Source organism: Ruegeria sp. AG1, assembly GCF_056541705.1.
This window is the reverse complement of the sequence record NZ_JBQFYU010000013.1, coordinates 24,054-37,809: the sequence shown is the minus strand read 5'-3', so window position 1 is coordinate 37,809 and position 13,756 is coordinate 24,054. Positions and strand designations below refer to the sequence as shown.

At 54.2% G+C, this 13,756-nt stretch carries 13 protein-coding genes; 7 read left to right on the top strand and 6 right to left on the bottom strand.

The annotated features are described in order from the left end of the window. Positions 1–13 precede the first annotated feature (13 nt). From ACR0B5_RS18635 to ACR0B5_RS18615, 5 genes are all read right to left on the bottom strand, one after another. Entirely contained in the window at positions 14–463 is a 450-nt protein-coding gene (locus tag ACR0B5_RS18635) for a MarR family winged helix-turn-helix transcriptional regulator (RefSeq protein ID WP_480542482.1), read from the bottom strand. Next, on the bottom strand, positions 453–1,553 hold the full coding sequence (locus tag ACR0B5_RS18630; protein WP_480542481.1) for an Acg family FMN-binding oxidoreductase: 1,101 nt from the start codon (positions 1,551–1,553) through the stop codon (positions 453–455). Before ACR0B5_RS18630 ends, ACR0B5_RS18635 begins: the two co-directional genes overlap by 11 nt. Before the next feature lie 215 nt (positions 1,554–1,768). Continuing rightward, positions 1,769–2,446: a GntR family transcriptional regulator gene (locus ACR0B5_RS18625; protein WP_480542479.1), complete on the bottom strand. Its 678-nt coding sequence runs from the start codon at positions 2,444–2,446 to the stop codon at positions 1,769–1,771. After that, positions 2,443–3,474: a Gfo/Idh/MocA family protein gene (locus ACR0B5_RS18620; RefSeq protein WP_480542477.1), complete on the bottom strand. Its 1,032-nt coding sequence runs from the start codon at positions 3,472–3,474 to the stop codon at positions 2,443–2,445. The genes ACR0B5_RS18625 and ACR0B5_RS18620 overlap by 4 nt, the downstream gene beginning before the upstream one ends. Beyond that, the gene (locus ACR0B5_RS18615) at positions 3,471–4,559 is read right to left on the bottom strand and encodes an isocitrate/isopropylmalate family dehydrogenase (RefSeq protein WP_170641690.1); all 1,089 of its coding nucleotides are present in this window, start codon (positions 4,557–4,559) and stop codon (positions 3,471–3,473) included. Before ACR0B5_RS18615 ends, ACR0B5_RS18620 begins: the two co-directional genes overlap by 4 nt. Before the next feature lie 135 nt (positions 4,560–4,694). Here ACR0B5_RS18615 and ACR0B5_RS18610 point away from each other — a divergent pair, with 135 nt between their 5' ends. Genes ACR0B5_RS18610 through otnC form a run of 7 tightly spaced genes read left to right on the top strand, consistent with a single transcriptional unit; the run spans position 4,695 to position 11,018 of the window. Further along, the gene (locus ACR0B5_RS18610; RefSeq protein ID WP_480542475.1) at positions 4,695–5,702 is read left to right on the top strand and encodes a Bug family tripartite tricarboxylate transporter substrate binding protein; all 1,008 of its coding nucleotides are present in this window, start codon (positions 4,695–4,697) and stop codon (positions 5,700–5,702) included. A 57-nt stretch (positions 5,703–5,759) separates the two neighbouring features. After that, the gene (locus ACR0B5_RS18605; RefSeq protein ID WP_480542473.1) at positions 5,760–6,509 is read left to right on the top strand and encodes a hypothetical protein; all 750 of its coding nucleotides are present in this window, start codon (positions 5,760–5,762) and stop codon (positions 6,507–6,509) included. A 4-nt stretch (positions 6,510–6,513) separates the two neighbouring features. After that, positions 6,514–8,025: a tripartite tricarboxylate transporter permease gene (locus ACR0B5_RS18600; protein WP_480542471.1), complete on the top strand. Its 1,512-nt coding sequence runs from the start codon at positions 6,514–6,516 to the stop codon at positions 8,023–8,025. After that, a complete protein-coding gene (locus ACR0B5_RS18595; RefSeq protein ID WP_480542469.1) occupies positions 8,025–8,312 on the top strand; it encodes a putative quinol monooxygenase in 288 nt (95 codons plus the stop codon). The genes ACR0B5_RS18600 and ACR0B5_RS18595 overlap by 1 nt, the downstream gene beginning before the upstream one ends. After that, positions 8,309–9,106: an N-acyl homoserine lactonase family protein gene (locus ACR0B5_RS18590; RefSeq protein ID WP_480542467.1), complete on the top strand. Its 798-nt coding sequence runs from the start codon at positions 8,309–8,311 to the stop codon at positions 9,104–9,106. Before ACR0B5_RS18595 ends, ACR0B5_RS18590 begins: the two co-directional genes overlap by 4 nt. Beyond that, a complete protein-coding gene (otnK, locus tag ACR0B5_RS18585; RefSeq protein WP_480542465.1) occupies positions 9,103–10,380 on the top strand; it encodes a 3-oxo-tetronate kinase in 1,278 nt (425 codons plus the stop codon). The genes ACR0B5_RS18590 and otnK overlap by 4 nt, the downstream gene beginning before the upstream one ends. Further along, positions 10,377–11,018 (top strand): 3-oxo-tetronate 4-phosphate decarboxylase, encoded by a 642-nt coding sequence (gene otnC, locus ACR0B5_RS18580; protein ID WP_480542463.1) that lies wholly within the window; start codon positions 10,377–10,379, stop codon positions 11,016–11,018. Before otnK ends, otnC begins: the two co-directional genes overlap by 4 nt. A gap of 489 nt (positions 11,019–11,507) precedes the next feature. On the opposite strand, the gene ACR0B5_RS18575 is transcribed toward otnC, so the two are convergent. Continuing rightward, the gene (locus tag ACR0B5_RS18575) at positions 11,508–13,040 is read right to left on the bottom strand and encodes a phospholipase D family protein (protein WP_480542461.1); all 1,533 of its coding nucleotides are present in this window, start codon (positions 13,038–13,040) and stop codon (positions 11,508–11,510) included. Positions 13,041–13,756 lie beyond the last annotated feature (716 nt).

Genomic DNA, 13,756 nt, shown 5'->3' with positions numbered 1-13,756 from the left:
AACCGGTTTTTGCCTAGTCCCGTTCGCTGTCCAAAGCTTCGCGTATGAGCGTTAGATTCGGCAGCGAATTGTGAAACGGACCTGACCCGAGTTCGGACAAAACTGGATCCAGGGATTCCGACATCCGCTCGGTACAAGCTTTCAAAAACTCCGCTCCTTGCGACGTGGACCGGGCTATTTTCGAACGCTTGTCATTGGGGTTGGTTTCAAGGGTAATCAGAGCATGATTTTCAAGGCTCGCGAGCATGTGCGTCATCGACGTCTTGGGCACTTGAAAAGCGTTCGATAGCTGTAGTGGCGTTTCCCCCTCGGGGCGCCGGACCAGGTGGCCCAATATGCCAAATTGGGTTGCGGTCATTCTGCCAGGTAAGAACTCCTCAAGCTTGGTCGAGATCAGCTGGTTGATGATCCCGACCTCGGTGAAGAACCGGTAAACTTCGTTGGTCTCTTCTTCAGGCTTCATTCAGAATTCGTGTCTCCAGTGGCCAGCGGGGTGTGGCAATTGGTTCAGGCCCATACCCCAAACGCAGCAACATTTGCACCGTGTGGCCCGGTGGCGCAAGAAGCTCATGCGCCAGAGCGTATTCATCGGCCATCTCAGGATATTCCTGAAGGGCCTGACTGACCGGATGCACGCCCAGACCCATTTCGGTTGTTTTCAGGTAGAAACGCATCAATTGACGTCCGGCTTCGAGTTGATCACTTCGCGTATTTGTAGCTGTCGTGAGGACTGCGTATTGCGGCGTCGCGTCTAGCATAGCGAAGTAGCCTCGCATGTGAGACTGAGTGCCTGGGTGGTCAACATTCATAAGGGTTTCATTGTCCAATAGGCCGGTAAGTCGCAGCGTTTCCAGCATGGGATCGCGCAATTCAATCCCGTCCGGATTGGCGTTGATTTCTGCTTTCCCGATCCGCATGAGGTCTACGGATTCTTTCAGGGTCTGCGGTGTTCGCATTTCGATTTCGAAAGCGCGTTTCGTGAGGTCTCGAACACTCGCCACCAGATCTTCATCGGTAATCATGGTTGCATAGTTGCCAAGCGTAGACACTTGGTCGGCTGAGAGGCGCTGTTCAGTGTACGGTTCTTTGTTGGAATGTCGGTTGAGGATTTGATCTGAGAGTGGATCGGGCGCTCCGCCGGGAACAAACACTGCTTCTGCGATAGGTCCGTCATCTCCATTTGGCAGTAGTTTGACCTTGGTATCAAATCCCTGTGCTCCTGCCGCCAGGATCATAGTCTCAACAAATGCGCCGAGGCCAATAAAGAGCTGGCGGTGGTAAGGATCGGTTTCCGGAAGCTCGCGATCAGGATCACGGTGGATGCGCACCGTGTCTTGCCCAACCAACTCGACCAGCCAAGGTTGCAAGTTGTGCGGATTGGGGGCGAGAATTGCGTAGGACAACGCGGCTTTGCGTGGGTCGTCATAAGGTATTGGCGTCCACGGAGCCAACGCGTCATGCGGCGTGCGTGTCGCGAGGAACCCAACCGCGCCCGTTGCCGCCAGAATTGTGCCTCCGCCCAGAACCTTAAGAAAACGTCTTCGATTTGGCATCTTGAGTCTCCAATAGTACGATATCGAACTAAATAATACGAAATCGTACTAATTCAACCCCAAGCGATGCAGTGACTGGTTAAGTGATTTGAAAAAAGGAAAGCAGAACAGTCGGACGCAACCACGGACTGCCGCTATCGACAAGTACTCGGAGCGCCTTTTATGTCGCCAAAAAAGCAGTTATTTTAGTTGATTAACGACCGGATACGAGAAGATCAGAGGCTGTTGAGTCGATGCTTTTCGAGTATCCCGCAAAGCATAGCCTGTGCTTGCAGCCTGTGTTCTCGATGACGTTCACGGGCAACATCCGGTCGACCTTCACTAATCGCTTGAAAAACAACCCGGTGATCTTCGTTGGATTTGACGGGCAGGGGCCTGATGAACAACGTCGTTGCGCGTGCGCGGCGCACCTGGTCGCTCATCATGGCGACAATCGCTTCGACCCGTTTGTTGCCGCCCAACCGAACGAGCTCCTGATGAAACAACTCGTCAGCCTCGGCCCAGGCTTCAAGGTCTTCGGTTTCGATGGCTTGATCCATCTTTGCAATTGATCCAGCAAGGACCGACAGTTCATCTTCTGAATGACCCGCTTCGGCAGCGCGCTGTGCCGCGAGACTCTCTAGTTCTGTCAGTATGTCGTAAATTTCACGCATATCATCTGATGAAACAGGCAGTATACGCACGCCCTTTCGGGGCCGCATTTCTAGCAACCCCTTACTTTCCAACATCAGCGCAGCTTCCCGTATCGGGGTGCGGGACATGCCAAGGGTCTCGGCGAGTTCTGATTCCAGATGGTCAGTTCCGGCTGCAAGTTCGCCGGACAGGATCATCTGTCGCAAATCCCTAACTGCGCGTTGGGTGTTGGAAAGAGTTTTTGCGTCCTGATCCTTCACGGCGTCTCCAGGTTGATTTTTCGTCCCTCCGCAGTCGAGAGATAGATGCTCTCTTCGATGCGGATCACGTCCAAATAGTCTCGGGCCGTGTTTTCCAGCGGCGTGCCCTTTACAAGGCCTGAAACGACGTGACTTTGCAAGGCGTGTACGCAGTCTCCTCCAAACCCATCATGATCGCTCGGAGGTAAAATCTGCTGTCGCTCCTGTTTTCCAAAAGCGCGGAGGTCAACTGAACCGTCGCCGTTAAGAACAAGTGATCCTTCGGTTCCTTCGATGAGAGCCTCACCCATGGTTTGACGCAGGTTTTCTGCACAGTGGTCAAGGCACCTGTTGCCATCGAACAGGGCTTTCAAACCGTTGGGGTGATCAAACAGGATGAAACCTGCATCCTCGCCTGCGATAACTGGGTTAACTTGGCGCAAGTCCGCATAAACTGCGCTGGGCGCATCGAACAAAAATCGGAATGTGTCTACCCAGTGAACCGCTGTTTCATGAACGAGGAAACGCGGCATGTCCTGAAAATACGGTTGCCGGTCAAGGTAGGCTCGTGGTCCCTGTCCGTCGCCGGGCCGAAGCCGGAAAGTCGCTTGAAGAGGTGTGCCAATTCGACCCTCGGTCATCGCCACCTTGATCGCACGATACCAGGGCTGAAATCGAAAATTCTCGTGCACGACGATAGTTGCGCCTACTGCTTCAGCCTCGGAGACGATCTTCTCCGCTTCATCCAGAGACATGCAGAATGGCTTTTGACAGATCAGCCACTTGATACCAGAGTTCAGTACCGTTCGGATGGCTTCGGCCTGCGCTACAGGTGGAAGGATGATGTCCACGAGATCTGGTTTTTCCGCCTCCAGCATTTGTGACAGATCATCGTAAGCGGCAAGTCCTGTTTCTTTAGCCTTGTTGATATCACGGTTGCAGGACGCAATCGGAACCGCTCCGGGCATTCGGGACCAGCTTTCGTAGTGGAACCTGCTGAAATATCCCGCGCCCACACAAGCGACCCTGATGGTTTGTCGAGTATTCATGCCCGTATTGCTTCTAATACCGATGCGGCTGCATCCTGCGTTCCGGCGGTGCCACCTAGGTCACGCGTCAGGTTCTGTCCGTTCGCAGTCACTTTTTCCACGGCTTCACGCAATCGTTCGCCGTCGTTGGACAGGCCTGGGTGATCATGGGTCAGCCCCAACCATTCAAGCATCATTGCTGCGGACAGGATCATTGCAAAAGGGTTGGCGACACCCTGTCCCGCAATGTCCGGAGCGGAACCATGACAGGGTTGGAATACAGCGTGATTCAATCCGATATCCGCTGAGGGAGCCAGCCCAAGACCACCCATGAGACCGGCACCAAGGTCGGAGAGGATGTCTCCGAACATGTTCTCAGTGACCAAAACATCAAATTCCCAAGGTTTTTGAACCATCCACAGAGCGGTGGCATCAACATAAGCATGGTCTGCCTGTAATTCGGGATGGAGGGCGGCTTCTGCATCAAAAATTGATCTAAAGAACGCAAAGGCGCGAAATACATTGGCCTTGTCGACACATGTAACTCGCCCTCGGCCGCGCCCGGTTCTTTTGCGGTTCTGGGCCAGATCAAACGCGAAACGGAACAGTTTTTCGGACACCTCACGCGTGATCAGCAGAGTTTCACGCGCTTCGTCTTCGGAAACTTCGCCAGCGCCTTGGGTGAAGAACAGCCCTTCTGTGCTTTCGCGTATCAACACAAAGTCGATCTCTTTTCCCGGAGGCAGCGCCAAGGGAGTCCTTTGTCCGCTGCTTACCTTCACTGGCCGTACACCGGCGAAAAGTCCCAGTTGCTTTCGCAAATCAATCTGCGGTGAAATCTCGGTTCCGTCCGGGTATCGAACATCCGGCAAACCCATTGCCGAAAGCAGAATCGCGTCAGCATTTCGTGCAGTCTCGAGTGATCCTGCCGGAAACGATTCTCTCGTTTTGGCGTAGTGGCCTGCGCCAGCCGGAGCGTCTGTAAACACCAGTTCATAGGTGGGATTGCTGAGCGAGAGCTGGCGCAGGATTTCAAGCGTGGGGCCCATAATTTCTGGGCCAATCCCGTCCCCGTGGAACACTGCAATATCGTAAGTCTTTTTCATTTTGCCCCGCTTCCTTCCTGTTTCGCATTCATAGCGCGATCGCAGCTTTCACTACAGTCCGTTGACAACGCATTCTTTAATGTATACGCAAATAAATGCAATAATAAACGCGAAGTTGTTTGGGAGGACTTGGAAATGAAACTAATGCTAGGGCGGTTGGCGGCCGCAACTGTGATGGCGACCAGTATTGCAGGCGCAGCTGCTGCGCAGGATTACCCCTATCGTGATATCACCACAGCTGTGGTCTGGGGGGCCGGTGGCGGTACGGACACGATCAACCGTATGATCATGGCCGAGATGGAAAAACACCTTCCGGTCTCGATCAATGTGATCAATCAAACAGGTGGTGTCGCAGGCTCCAACGGTATGGTCTACGTTATGAACCAACCAGACGATGGCTACACACTGGTTGGTCTGTCTGAATCGAATGTCACCGCTGCTGTGCAGGGTGGTTGGGATAAGAAATTTGACTTTTGGTATCCATTCATTGTTGGCGGATCACCTGATCTGATCTCGGTTCCGGCGGACAGCCCTTACAATACACTGGAAGAACTGGTCGACGCCGCGAAAGCTGCTCCGGGCTCTATTCCAGCCGCGGCTTCCGGCGCAGGTTCGATCCACCACTTGAACCTTCTGGCCATCGAAAAAGGGTCCGGTGCAGAATTCAAGTTTGTGCCATACAAAGGCTCCGCGCCTGGGCAGGAGGCAGCGATAGCGGGTGAAGTTGCGTTGGTTGTGACGTCACTGGCTGAACAGGCGCCGTTGATCGAAGGCGGTCAACTTAAACCGCTTGCTATGTTGACGCCCGAGGACGCGCAGATCGCAGGGGCAACCGTGCCGTCTGCCTTTGGCATCTATGACGGTCTTGATCAATATCTGCCGCTCAAACAGGCCATCGGGTTTGCGGTTCACAGCTCGGCCGGGGATGACGTTAAGGCTGCCTTAGGCGATGCGTTCGAGCAGGCTATTGCGTCTGACACTGTCGCTGAATGGGCTGCGGCAAACAATTACGACGTCGGTGGTCAGCACGGCGAAGAGGCTCAAGAGCTGTTTGCGAACCTCGAGGCTACTTTTGCCTATACCTTGCAGGACCTTGGCGCTGCCACGGTCGATCCGGCCTCGCTGGGTATCGAGAAGCCCTAATCCGATCAATTTTGAAAGGGCGCGCTTGATCGCGCCTTTTCCCTAAGGAGGCAGGCAATGGACAAACCTGACGAAACACTGGTCATGCGGACGCGCGACTTTTGGGCAGCAATTGTTCTGGTAACAATGTCCGTCTTCTTTCTTTGGAAGACGTTGGACATCCCCCTTTGGGGTGAAAACCGCGCAGGCGTAAGTGGGTCGGATTGGTATAACTCGGCTGCAATTGTACCGTTGTTCATCTTCGGTGGGTTGCTTGCGTTGTCCTTCGTTTTGCTGGCTATTTCGATCCGCTCTGGTGGGGCCGAAAACGCGCTAAGTGCTTTGGGGATCGGGTGGGACAAGTCGGAAACCTATCGAGCTTCAACAATAGGCCTGATCCTTCTTGCATATGTCGTCGGGTTGGTTCCAAGGGTCGACTTCATTCTGTGTTCTGGCTTGCTGATTACAGCTTTGACTTACGGCTACTACGGCGGCCACGCTCGACGCGCTTTGGTGGCCAGTATCGCTGTTTTCTCTGCTGGACTGTTTGCGTTCGCCGCGTTTCCTGCTCAGGCGGATTGGAATGCACACGGAGATGATTGGTTCACACTGGCCATTTGGATCGCGTTAATACTCGTGGTGTTGACCAAAGTGGCCTCTGAGCCCGTTTTGCGGTACGTTCCTTTGGTGGCAATACTTGCCCCGCTCATCCTTGTTTGCGCGATGGCCTTTGTTTTCAGGCAGAACGTGCCCGCGCGCGGCGGGCTGATCTTCAAGCAAATCGAATACCACTACTACGTGACGCTTCGTCCGCTATGGAAAGATTGACCGGATGGACTTTATCCTTTCGCAACTGGCTGGATTTGGGGCCGCCTTCGTGGGCCTGGCAGTGGACCCGCTGACCTATCTGTATTTGATCGCATCCGTATTCCTGGGCATCACGTTCGGTGCATTGCCCGGCCTTACGGCAACCCTGGCGGTGACGATCCTGACAGGTTTCTTCGGCAACAAAATCCCGCTGGACTATTCGCTCATCGCGTTGCTCGGCGCCTATGTTGGCGCGATTTACGGCGGCTCTTACCCCTCAATTCTATTGAATATACCGGGCACGGCAGCCAGCGCGGCCACGGCCATGGATGGCTACCCTCTAGCCAGAGCAGGTCGAGGGGGCGAAGCACTCGGGCTGACCACGACAGCTAGTTTCATTGGCACAGTTATCGGGACCATCACGCTTTTGATTTTTGTCTGGGCGCTGCTTTTGGTTTCAAAGAACATCGCAAGCCCGGAGAAAGCACTATTGGCCCTTTTCGGCATTCTGCTTTCTGGCACTTTGATGAGCGAAGACCTGGTGATCAAGGGATGGATCGCCGGTCTGATCGGGCTCGCGATGTCCATGGTGGGGCTCGACCCTCTGTTGTCTGAGCCACGCTATACCTTCGGCTGGTCATACTTGATGAGCGGGTTTCAAGTTGTGCCAGTTTTGATGGGGGCTTTTGCCATTCCCCAAATCATCGACGGTTTGAGGCACGTCGAGGCCGGGAAGGTTCTGGCCCTGAAAGGTCGTATCCTTCCAAACCTTCGATCTATTCGACGCTACCTACCCACCATTGGCCGGTCAGGAGTGATCGGGACAGGGGTCGGAGCACTTCCCGGAGTAGGCGAGGATGTAGCCGGTTGGGTCAGCTACGGTGTTGGCAAGACCGTATCCGCCGAGGGCGACAAGTACGGCAAAGGGTCTTTGGAAGGTCTGCTGTGTTCAGAAACTGCAAACAACGCCTGTATTGGCGGCGCGCTGATCCCGCTTTTGGTGTTGGGTATCCCCGGTTCACCACCCGCCGCCGCTTTGATGGGGGCCTTCAAGATTAACAATGTGATCCCCGGGCCGACGATTGATCCCGAGATCATTCTGCGCGTGGTTGCGATTTTGGTGCTCGCGTCGCTGACTATGTTTCTTATGGGGCTTTTCACGGCTCGCGTCTTTATCAAGATACTCGCCATCCCGCAGACCATCTTCTTACCAGTCGTGATGGTTCTGACAACGATTGGGTCTTTCAGCGTCGGCGGTGGCATCAATGATCTCTACCTGATGCTTGGTGTCGGTGCCGTTGCCTACTTCATGAACCTTATGAAGTACCCAATCGCGCCGTTGGTTATCGGCGTTATTCTGGGCAGTCTGTTTGACGAAACCTTCCGCCGGTCGCTGTTCTTGTCGGACGGGGATCTTTCGGTCTTCTTTTCACGTCCCGGTGCGGCCATTCTGCTGGTGCTCAACATTGGTCTGATCCTCAGCCAACTGCCCGTCGCAAGGCGCGCTTTCTCACGTCTGAAAGGACTTTCTGTCTGATGTTTGCGGTTACTGTCACCTTCACTCTCAAGCCCGGTACGAGAGACACTTTTTTGCCTCTGATGGTAGAAAACGCTTCAACTTCTTTGCGTGAAGAACCCGGATGCCAGCAGTTTGACGTTTGCCTCGGCGACGATCCCGAGAAAGTTTTCCTCTATGAACTTTATGATGACAGCGTGGCGTTTTCTGCCCACCTAGAAAGTGCGCATTTTCAGTCCTTCGATACGGCAGTGGCTGATATGATCGCCACCAAGGTGGTTCACCAGTATTCCGAGGTCATCCGATGAACGATTGGGAAATCCATGCGGTGAAATACGCGGATCGAAATGCCCGGACACGCGCTGATAGTTTCATCGTCGATGATAATCATGACGCGCCTCATGCGATGGATTATTTCGTTTGGGTGCTCAAACGTGGCAACAAAGTCATTCTGGTCGATACTGGCTACGACTCCGATGAGGCTGCCGCCCGTGGTCGTCCCATCGCGATGGACCCTCGCGAGGCTCTGCGTCCTCTAGGCATCGCGCCGGAAGCGGTGACTGAGGTCATCGTGACCCATCTTCACTATGACCACGCGGGGGGGCTGCATATGTTCCCTAACGCGAAATTGCACCTGCAGTCGGCGGAAATGGCCTTCGCCACGGGTCCTTGCATGTGCCATGACCACCTGCGTGCGCCTTTCACGGCTGGCCATGTCTGCGAGGTGGTAAAGCGTCTCTATTCAGGCAAGGTCGTGTTCTACGATGGAGAAGCTGAGATTGCAGATGGGGTCATGGTGCACTGCATCGGTGGACACTCGCGCGGATTGCAATGCGTTCGCGTAAGAACGGGAGCTGGGTGGATGGTACTCGCCTCTGATGCCTCGCATTACTACGAGAATTTCATGGCACGCAAAGCCTTTCCCATCGTCGTCGACCTGCAAGACATGATGGATGGTTTCGAGACGCTCGAGAGGTTGGCCTCGCACCCTCGACTTATCGTGCCCGGCCATGATCCACTTGTGCGTGAGATCTTTCCAGTCGGAGCGGCACCGCATATTCATAGGCTGGATCCTGGGCCAACCAGGGACATCAAATTATGAAGATCGGCGTCATAGCGGACGATTTTACCGGTGCGAGTGATATTGCGAACACCTTGGCAAAGGGTGTTGAGCCGGAAGGTAGATTACGAACGGCTCAGTTCCCGGGTATCCCGAATACGCCAGCCGACGAAGAGATTGAAGCGGGGGTGATCTCGCTCAAAAGCCGCACCGCATCTGTCGAAGAAGCTGTTGCGGACAGCGTGCGGGCCCTGCGCTGGCTTAAAGATCAAGGATGCCAGCAGTTCATCTTCAAGTATTGCTCGACCTTTGATTCGACGATGGAGGGAAACATCGGCCCCGTCGCGGAAGCGCTGGCCAACGAACTGGATGCGCAAAAGGTGGTTTTCTGTCCGGCCTTTCCGACAACGGGGCGCACGGTCTATCACGGTCATCTTTTTGTGCTCGGCAAGCTGTTGCACGAGTCCGGGATGGAAAACCACCCACTTACTCCGATGACGGATGCCAACATCAGGAGATGGTTGCAGCATCAGACCGAAGAAGCGGTTGGGTTAGTGTCGATCGACGCCGTGAAGCAAGGATCAGAGGCGATTGCTACTGCTTTGCTGCGTACCAAAGAAAGATTTGTGATCGGTGATGCGATTTCGGATGAAGATTTGTTGGCCTGGGGCGAAGCTCTAAAGGATGCGGAGCTCATTACTGGGGGATCGGGGATTGCACTAGGGCTACCCAAAAACTTCTTGAGAGGAACTTCATCTAAAAGTGCTGGCAGTGTGTTCACTGGTATCGCTGGACCTGCAGCGATCCTTGCCGGGTCGTGCTCGGGTGCAACACGTGGGCAGATTGATGTTCATTCGCAATCCCATCCGTCCTTCGCCATTGATGTGCCAAGTGTCATGTCCGGGGATGTGACCACGCAGACGCTTCTGGACTTCTTTGAAGCGTATTCGGGTCAGGCTCCGCTCGCGTACTCGTCGGGAAGTCCGGATGATGTGCGCGCTATCCAAAGTCAATTCGGTCAGGAAGCTGTAGCGGACAGACTGGACAATCTCTTTGCAGATACAGCACGACAACTTGCCGAGACGGGGTACAGGCGTCTTGTGGTGGCAGGAGGAGAGACGTCGGGAGCTGTTGCCCAGGCCGTATCTGAGGCACTGGGGTCACCGGCCATGTCAATTGGGCCAGAGATCGACCCGGGCGTGCCTGTCCTGAGCGTGGGAAAACCTGAACCCGTTGCGCTGGCACTAAAGTCTGGAAACTTTGGCGCTCCGGACTTTTTTGCGAAAGCCCTCAGAATGATGGAGGTCGGCAAATGAGATCTGAAGAATTGGCTTTACGACAGCAGATGTCGGAACTGTGCGCCTCGCTGTTTGCGCGTGGCTTTTCCGTTGGCACTGCTGGCAATGTCTCCGTGCGTTTACATGACGGGATTCTCATGACGCCAACCAACTCCACCTTGGGGAATATCGATCCCGAGCGCATCGCCAAGATTGATTTGGATGGGAACCATGTCTCCGGAGACAAGCCGACCAAGGAAGTTTTTCTACATCAAGCCTTCTATGAGACGAGGCCACAAGCTGGTGCAGTGGTACATCTACATTCGACCTGGGCCACTGCTCTGTCCTGCCTTGAAGACACCGATCCAGACGACTGTATTCCACCGCTGACACCATACGTGGTGATGCGCGTCGGCACGGTCAAACTGGTTCCATACGTTAAGCCGGGCGACCCGAAATCTGGTGATTTGATCCGCGAACTGGGCGGCGAATGTAGTGCTGTTCTGCTGGCTAATCATGGCCCGGTCGTGTCGGGAAAGGACCTCTTCTCTGCTGTCTGTGCAGCAGAAGAGCTAGAAGAAACGGCCAAGCTGCTCGTGGCTTTGCGCGGTCTGCCAACCCGCCTACTGGATGCTGAACAAGTCACAGAACTCAAAGAGACTTTCGGAAGGATGTAGTCGGACGCCGATAGGAGGAGTGTGCAAACAATTGGGAAAATCGTTAAAAGTTATTCGCAAGCACGCTTGAGTTTAATCAATGCAATCAATTGCAGGAACGCACCGTTATGAGCGCGCTTAGTTGATGCTTAGGTTTGCGGATAACACTACGCGCACCCCATAAGTTTGCGTAGTTTGCCTGTAGTCTTGCGCTGCGCGATTCTCTGCCTTAGCGACGAATTTAATCAGTTTTTGTCGTAGTCATTGCGGCCATGGTTCTTTGCGGCGCTCAACCCCACAAAGGGCCTCTCTAAGGTCCCTTGGGTTCCATGCGGCTTTTCTGCTTGGATTCTCGCGAAGGTCTGCAATGCGCTGAAAGCGAAGTTTGCATATTCTGGCGGGCGGATGAACCAAACGACCGGCTGTAAAAGAGCAACGGACGTTTCGAACCCAATCCAGCCGTTTTTGCAGGCCGGAGTTCTCTGGTAGCGTCGGGTATTTGCCAAAAACTTACAGCTGAGACCCAATTGGTAAAATACTTAATAATCCGGCAACAATGTGATCCCAGGCCGATCCTGTCGGCTCAGATTGGTACTCAAGAACGTTGCCATCATCGCCTCTTGTCGTCCAAATAAGCTGACCAGCTTTCTCGAGTGTTACGTTATATGTGTATGCGGGTAACGCGTCGTCCAAGGTGCCCATGGTCTGTGTCGCCAATGCTGGCGAGTCAATCAGGATTCCCATCTCGGTGTTGATGTTGACAGATCGCGGGTCCCAGTTGAAAGACCCTACAAACAAGTATCGGTCATCAACTGCAAATGCCTTGGAATGCAGGCCTGACCTCGATTGAGCCCAGTTAATACCGCGGCGTTGGACCTGATAGGCGTCCGGTCGTAGCTCATAGAGCTCTACTCCACCGCGTAGAAGTGCACGGCGTTTCTTGGCATAGTGCGCGTAGACGGGTGCGACGTCGTTAGAGGCAAGTGAATTGGTTACAACCTTTACGTCAACGCCGCGGCTTTCCAATTCGGTCAGCCATTTCACACCGTTGTTGCGCGGCACGAAATAGGCGGAGACGATGTTCACCTCACTGCTGGCATTTTCAAAGTATGGAAGCAACTGAGATGCCAGAACGGGACCTGAGTTCTCGAGACCGGCGGCTTTCGACGGAGGATCAGCATAGAGCTTCGCAGGCAGCCAATCCAGTGACAGGGCGCCATCTGCGAAGTTCTCTTGTGCCGACTTTCTGAGGGCCGCGCCATACTGCGTCTGCTTCGCCTCCTCGACCAGTTCATTCAACCTGACTCGCGCATCAACAAGGTCAAATTCCTGTGGTTCTCCAACGACTGCCCGCGCCGGAACGGCGAATTCGCTGTTCCAGTACGTGTCAAAGCTTTGTGACACCTCGCGTACAACGGGGCCTGCGGCCAGCACATCCAGATCAGCGTAGTTCATTTCTTCCCGCGCGAGAAAGTACTCGGCGCCGATGTTTCTCCCGCCCACAATCGTGAACACATTGTCTGCGGTCATGGATTTGTTGTGCATTCTGCGATTGATGCGTTTGAAATCAGTCAAACCTGCGATCAGAAGGCTTTGTTCCCGCCAGAATGGATTGAACAGCCGGATCTCAATGTTTTCGTGATTGTCCAATGCGGCGGTCATCGCATCATAGCTGGACGTATCCATGTCATCCAGCAACAATCGGACACGAACACCCCGATCGGCTGCCTGCAAAAGACTGGCGGCGAATAGGTGGCCCGTTGGGTCGTCGTGTAGAAGGTAGTATTGCGCATCTATCGTTTGCTCGGCCGCCGCAGCGAGCAACAGCCTTGAGACAAGAGCTTCTTCGCCGTCACTGATCAGCTTTACGCCCGACCGACCGTCTTTGGGATCGCCAAGCCGATTGGCCGCCCGACTGAGAGCTGTGCGCGAGTCTGCCGGCAGCGAAGCCGATACCGTCTTTTCATATGTGCGAGTTTTGGGGGCGCAAGCAACAAGGGTCAGCGTGCACAAGATACAGACCACCAACTTCCATTGTGTCATCAGTTTCCTCCATCCCCATATCCTAGGTGACTACGCCGAGACGGGTGATTGCAAGTCTGTTCTGTTAGGAATGAGATTGTTTCTCTGATCGTCGTTGTGTTTGAGAAGTTCTAGATTTATTCAATTAAATCAGTATTTTACGCGAAGTTTTTCGAGCGCTTCTATAGCTCTTGTAGGTATGTCACCTGACATACGAGCACGAAAACCCAACAAACCTTGTCAACGCTGCTTTCGTTTGACCGAAATAATGCAGCCAGAGTGTTTTGGATGCCGCGCTGGTACATCGCGTGCCATGGCGTCCACGTTTCCGAGATGCCGCAACGCCCCGCTGTTCAACAAAACGCCTCGCCCAGCATCATAACGACGCTGTCCAAATCCGCTGGCAACGCATTCCCAGTTTTCCTTGGCTGCCGCGTTGCGGAATCTCGGTAGGTCGTGCGGGTCATGCCGTCCGGGTGTTGCTGCGACGTGATCGTGTTTCTTTGAATTGCTTTGGTGGGTTAAATGGTGGGTCACTTGTGTTGAGCCAGGTTGCTGAACAGTACCGGTTGTCGGCCTCGGCCTTGGGCGCATGATTGTCACGACACCTTGTGGATTCTGATGTCCTGGGACGGCTACATGAGTTGCCGTGGGTCTTTGTGTCAACTGTGGAACCTGGCCAGGAACCGCGATGGGAACCTGATTGGGGGTCGCAGTTGGTACGAGCGGTGGCACAG

What these genes read in the sequence shown, in the direction of transcription:
- ACR0B5_RS18635 (WP_480542482.1), bottom strand. Translation starts at nt 463, where the DNA reads ATGAAGCCTGAAGAAGAGACCAACGAAGTTTACCGGTTCTTCACCGAG.
- ACR0B5_RS18630 (WP_480542481.1), bottom strand. Translation starts at nt 1,553, where the DNA reads ATGCCAAATCGAAGACGTTTTCTTAAGGTTCTGGGCGGAGGCACAATT.
- ACR0B5_RS18620 (WP_480542477.1), bottom strand. Translation starts at nt 3,474, where the DNA reads ATGAATACTCGACAAACCATCAGGGTCGCTTGTGTGGGCGCGGGATAT.
- ACR0B5_RS18615 (WP_170641690.1), bottom strand. Translation starts at nt 4,559, where the DNA reads ATGAAAAAGACTTACGATATTGCAGTGTTCCACGGGGACGGGATTGGC.
- ACR0B5_RS18610 (WP_480542475.1), top strand. Translation starts at nt 4,695, where the DNA reads ATGAAACTAATGCTAGGGCGGTTGGCGGCCGCAACTGTGATGGCGACC.
- ACR0B5_RS18605 (WP_480542473.1), top strand. Translation starts at nt 5,760, where the DNA reads ATGGACAAACCTGACGAAACACTGGTCATGCGGACGCGCGACTTTTGG.
- ACR0B5_RS18600 (WP_480542471.1), top strand. Translation starts at nt 6,514, where the DNA reads ATGGACTTTATCCTTTCGCAACTGGCTGGATTTGGGGCCGCCTTCGTG.
- ACR0B5_RS18595 (WP_480542469.1), top strand. Translation starts at nt 8,025, where the DNA reads ATGTTTGCGGTTACTGTCACCTTCACTCTCAAGCCCGGTACGAGAGAC.
- ACR0B5_RS18590 (WP_480542467.1), top strand. Translation starts at nt 8,309, where the DNA reads ATGAACGATTGGGAAATCCATGCGGTGAAATACGCGGATCGAAATGCC.
- otnK (WP_480542465.1), top strand. Translation starts at nt 9,103, where the DNA reads ATGAAGATCGGCGTCATAGCGGACGATTTTACCGGTGCGAGTGATATT.
- otnC (WP_480542463.1), top strand. Translation starts at nt 10,377, where the DNA reads ATGAGATCTGAAGAATTGGCTTTACGACAGCAGATGTCGGAACTGTGC.
- ACR0B5_RS18575 (WP_480542461.1), bottom strand. Translation starts at nt 13,040, where the DNA reads ATGACACAATGGAAGTTGGTGGTCTGTATCTTGTGCACGCTGACCCTT.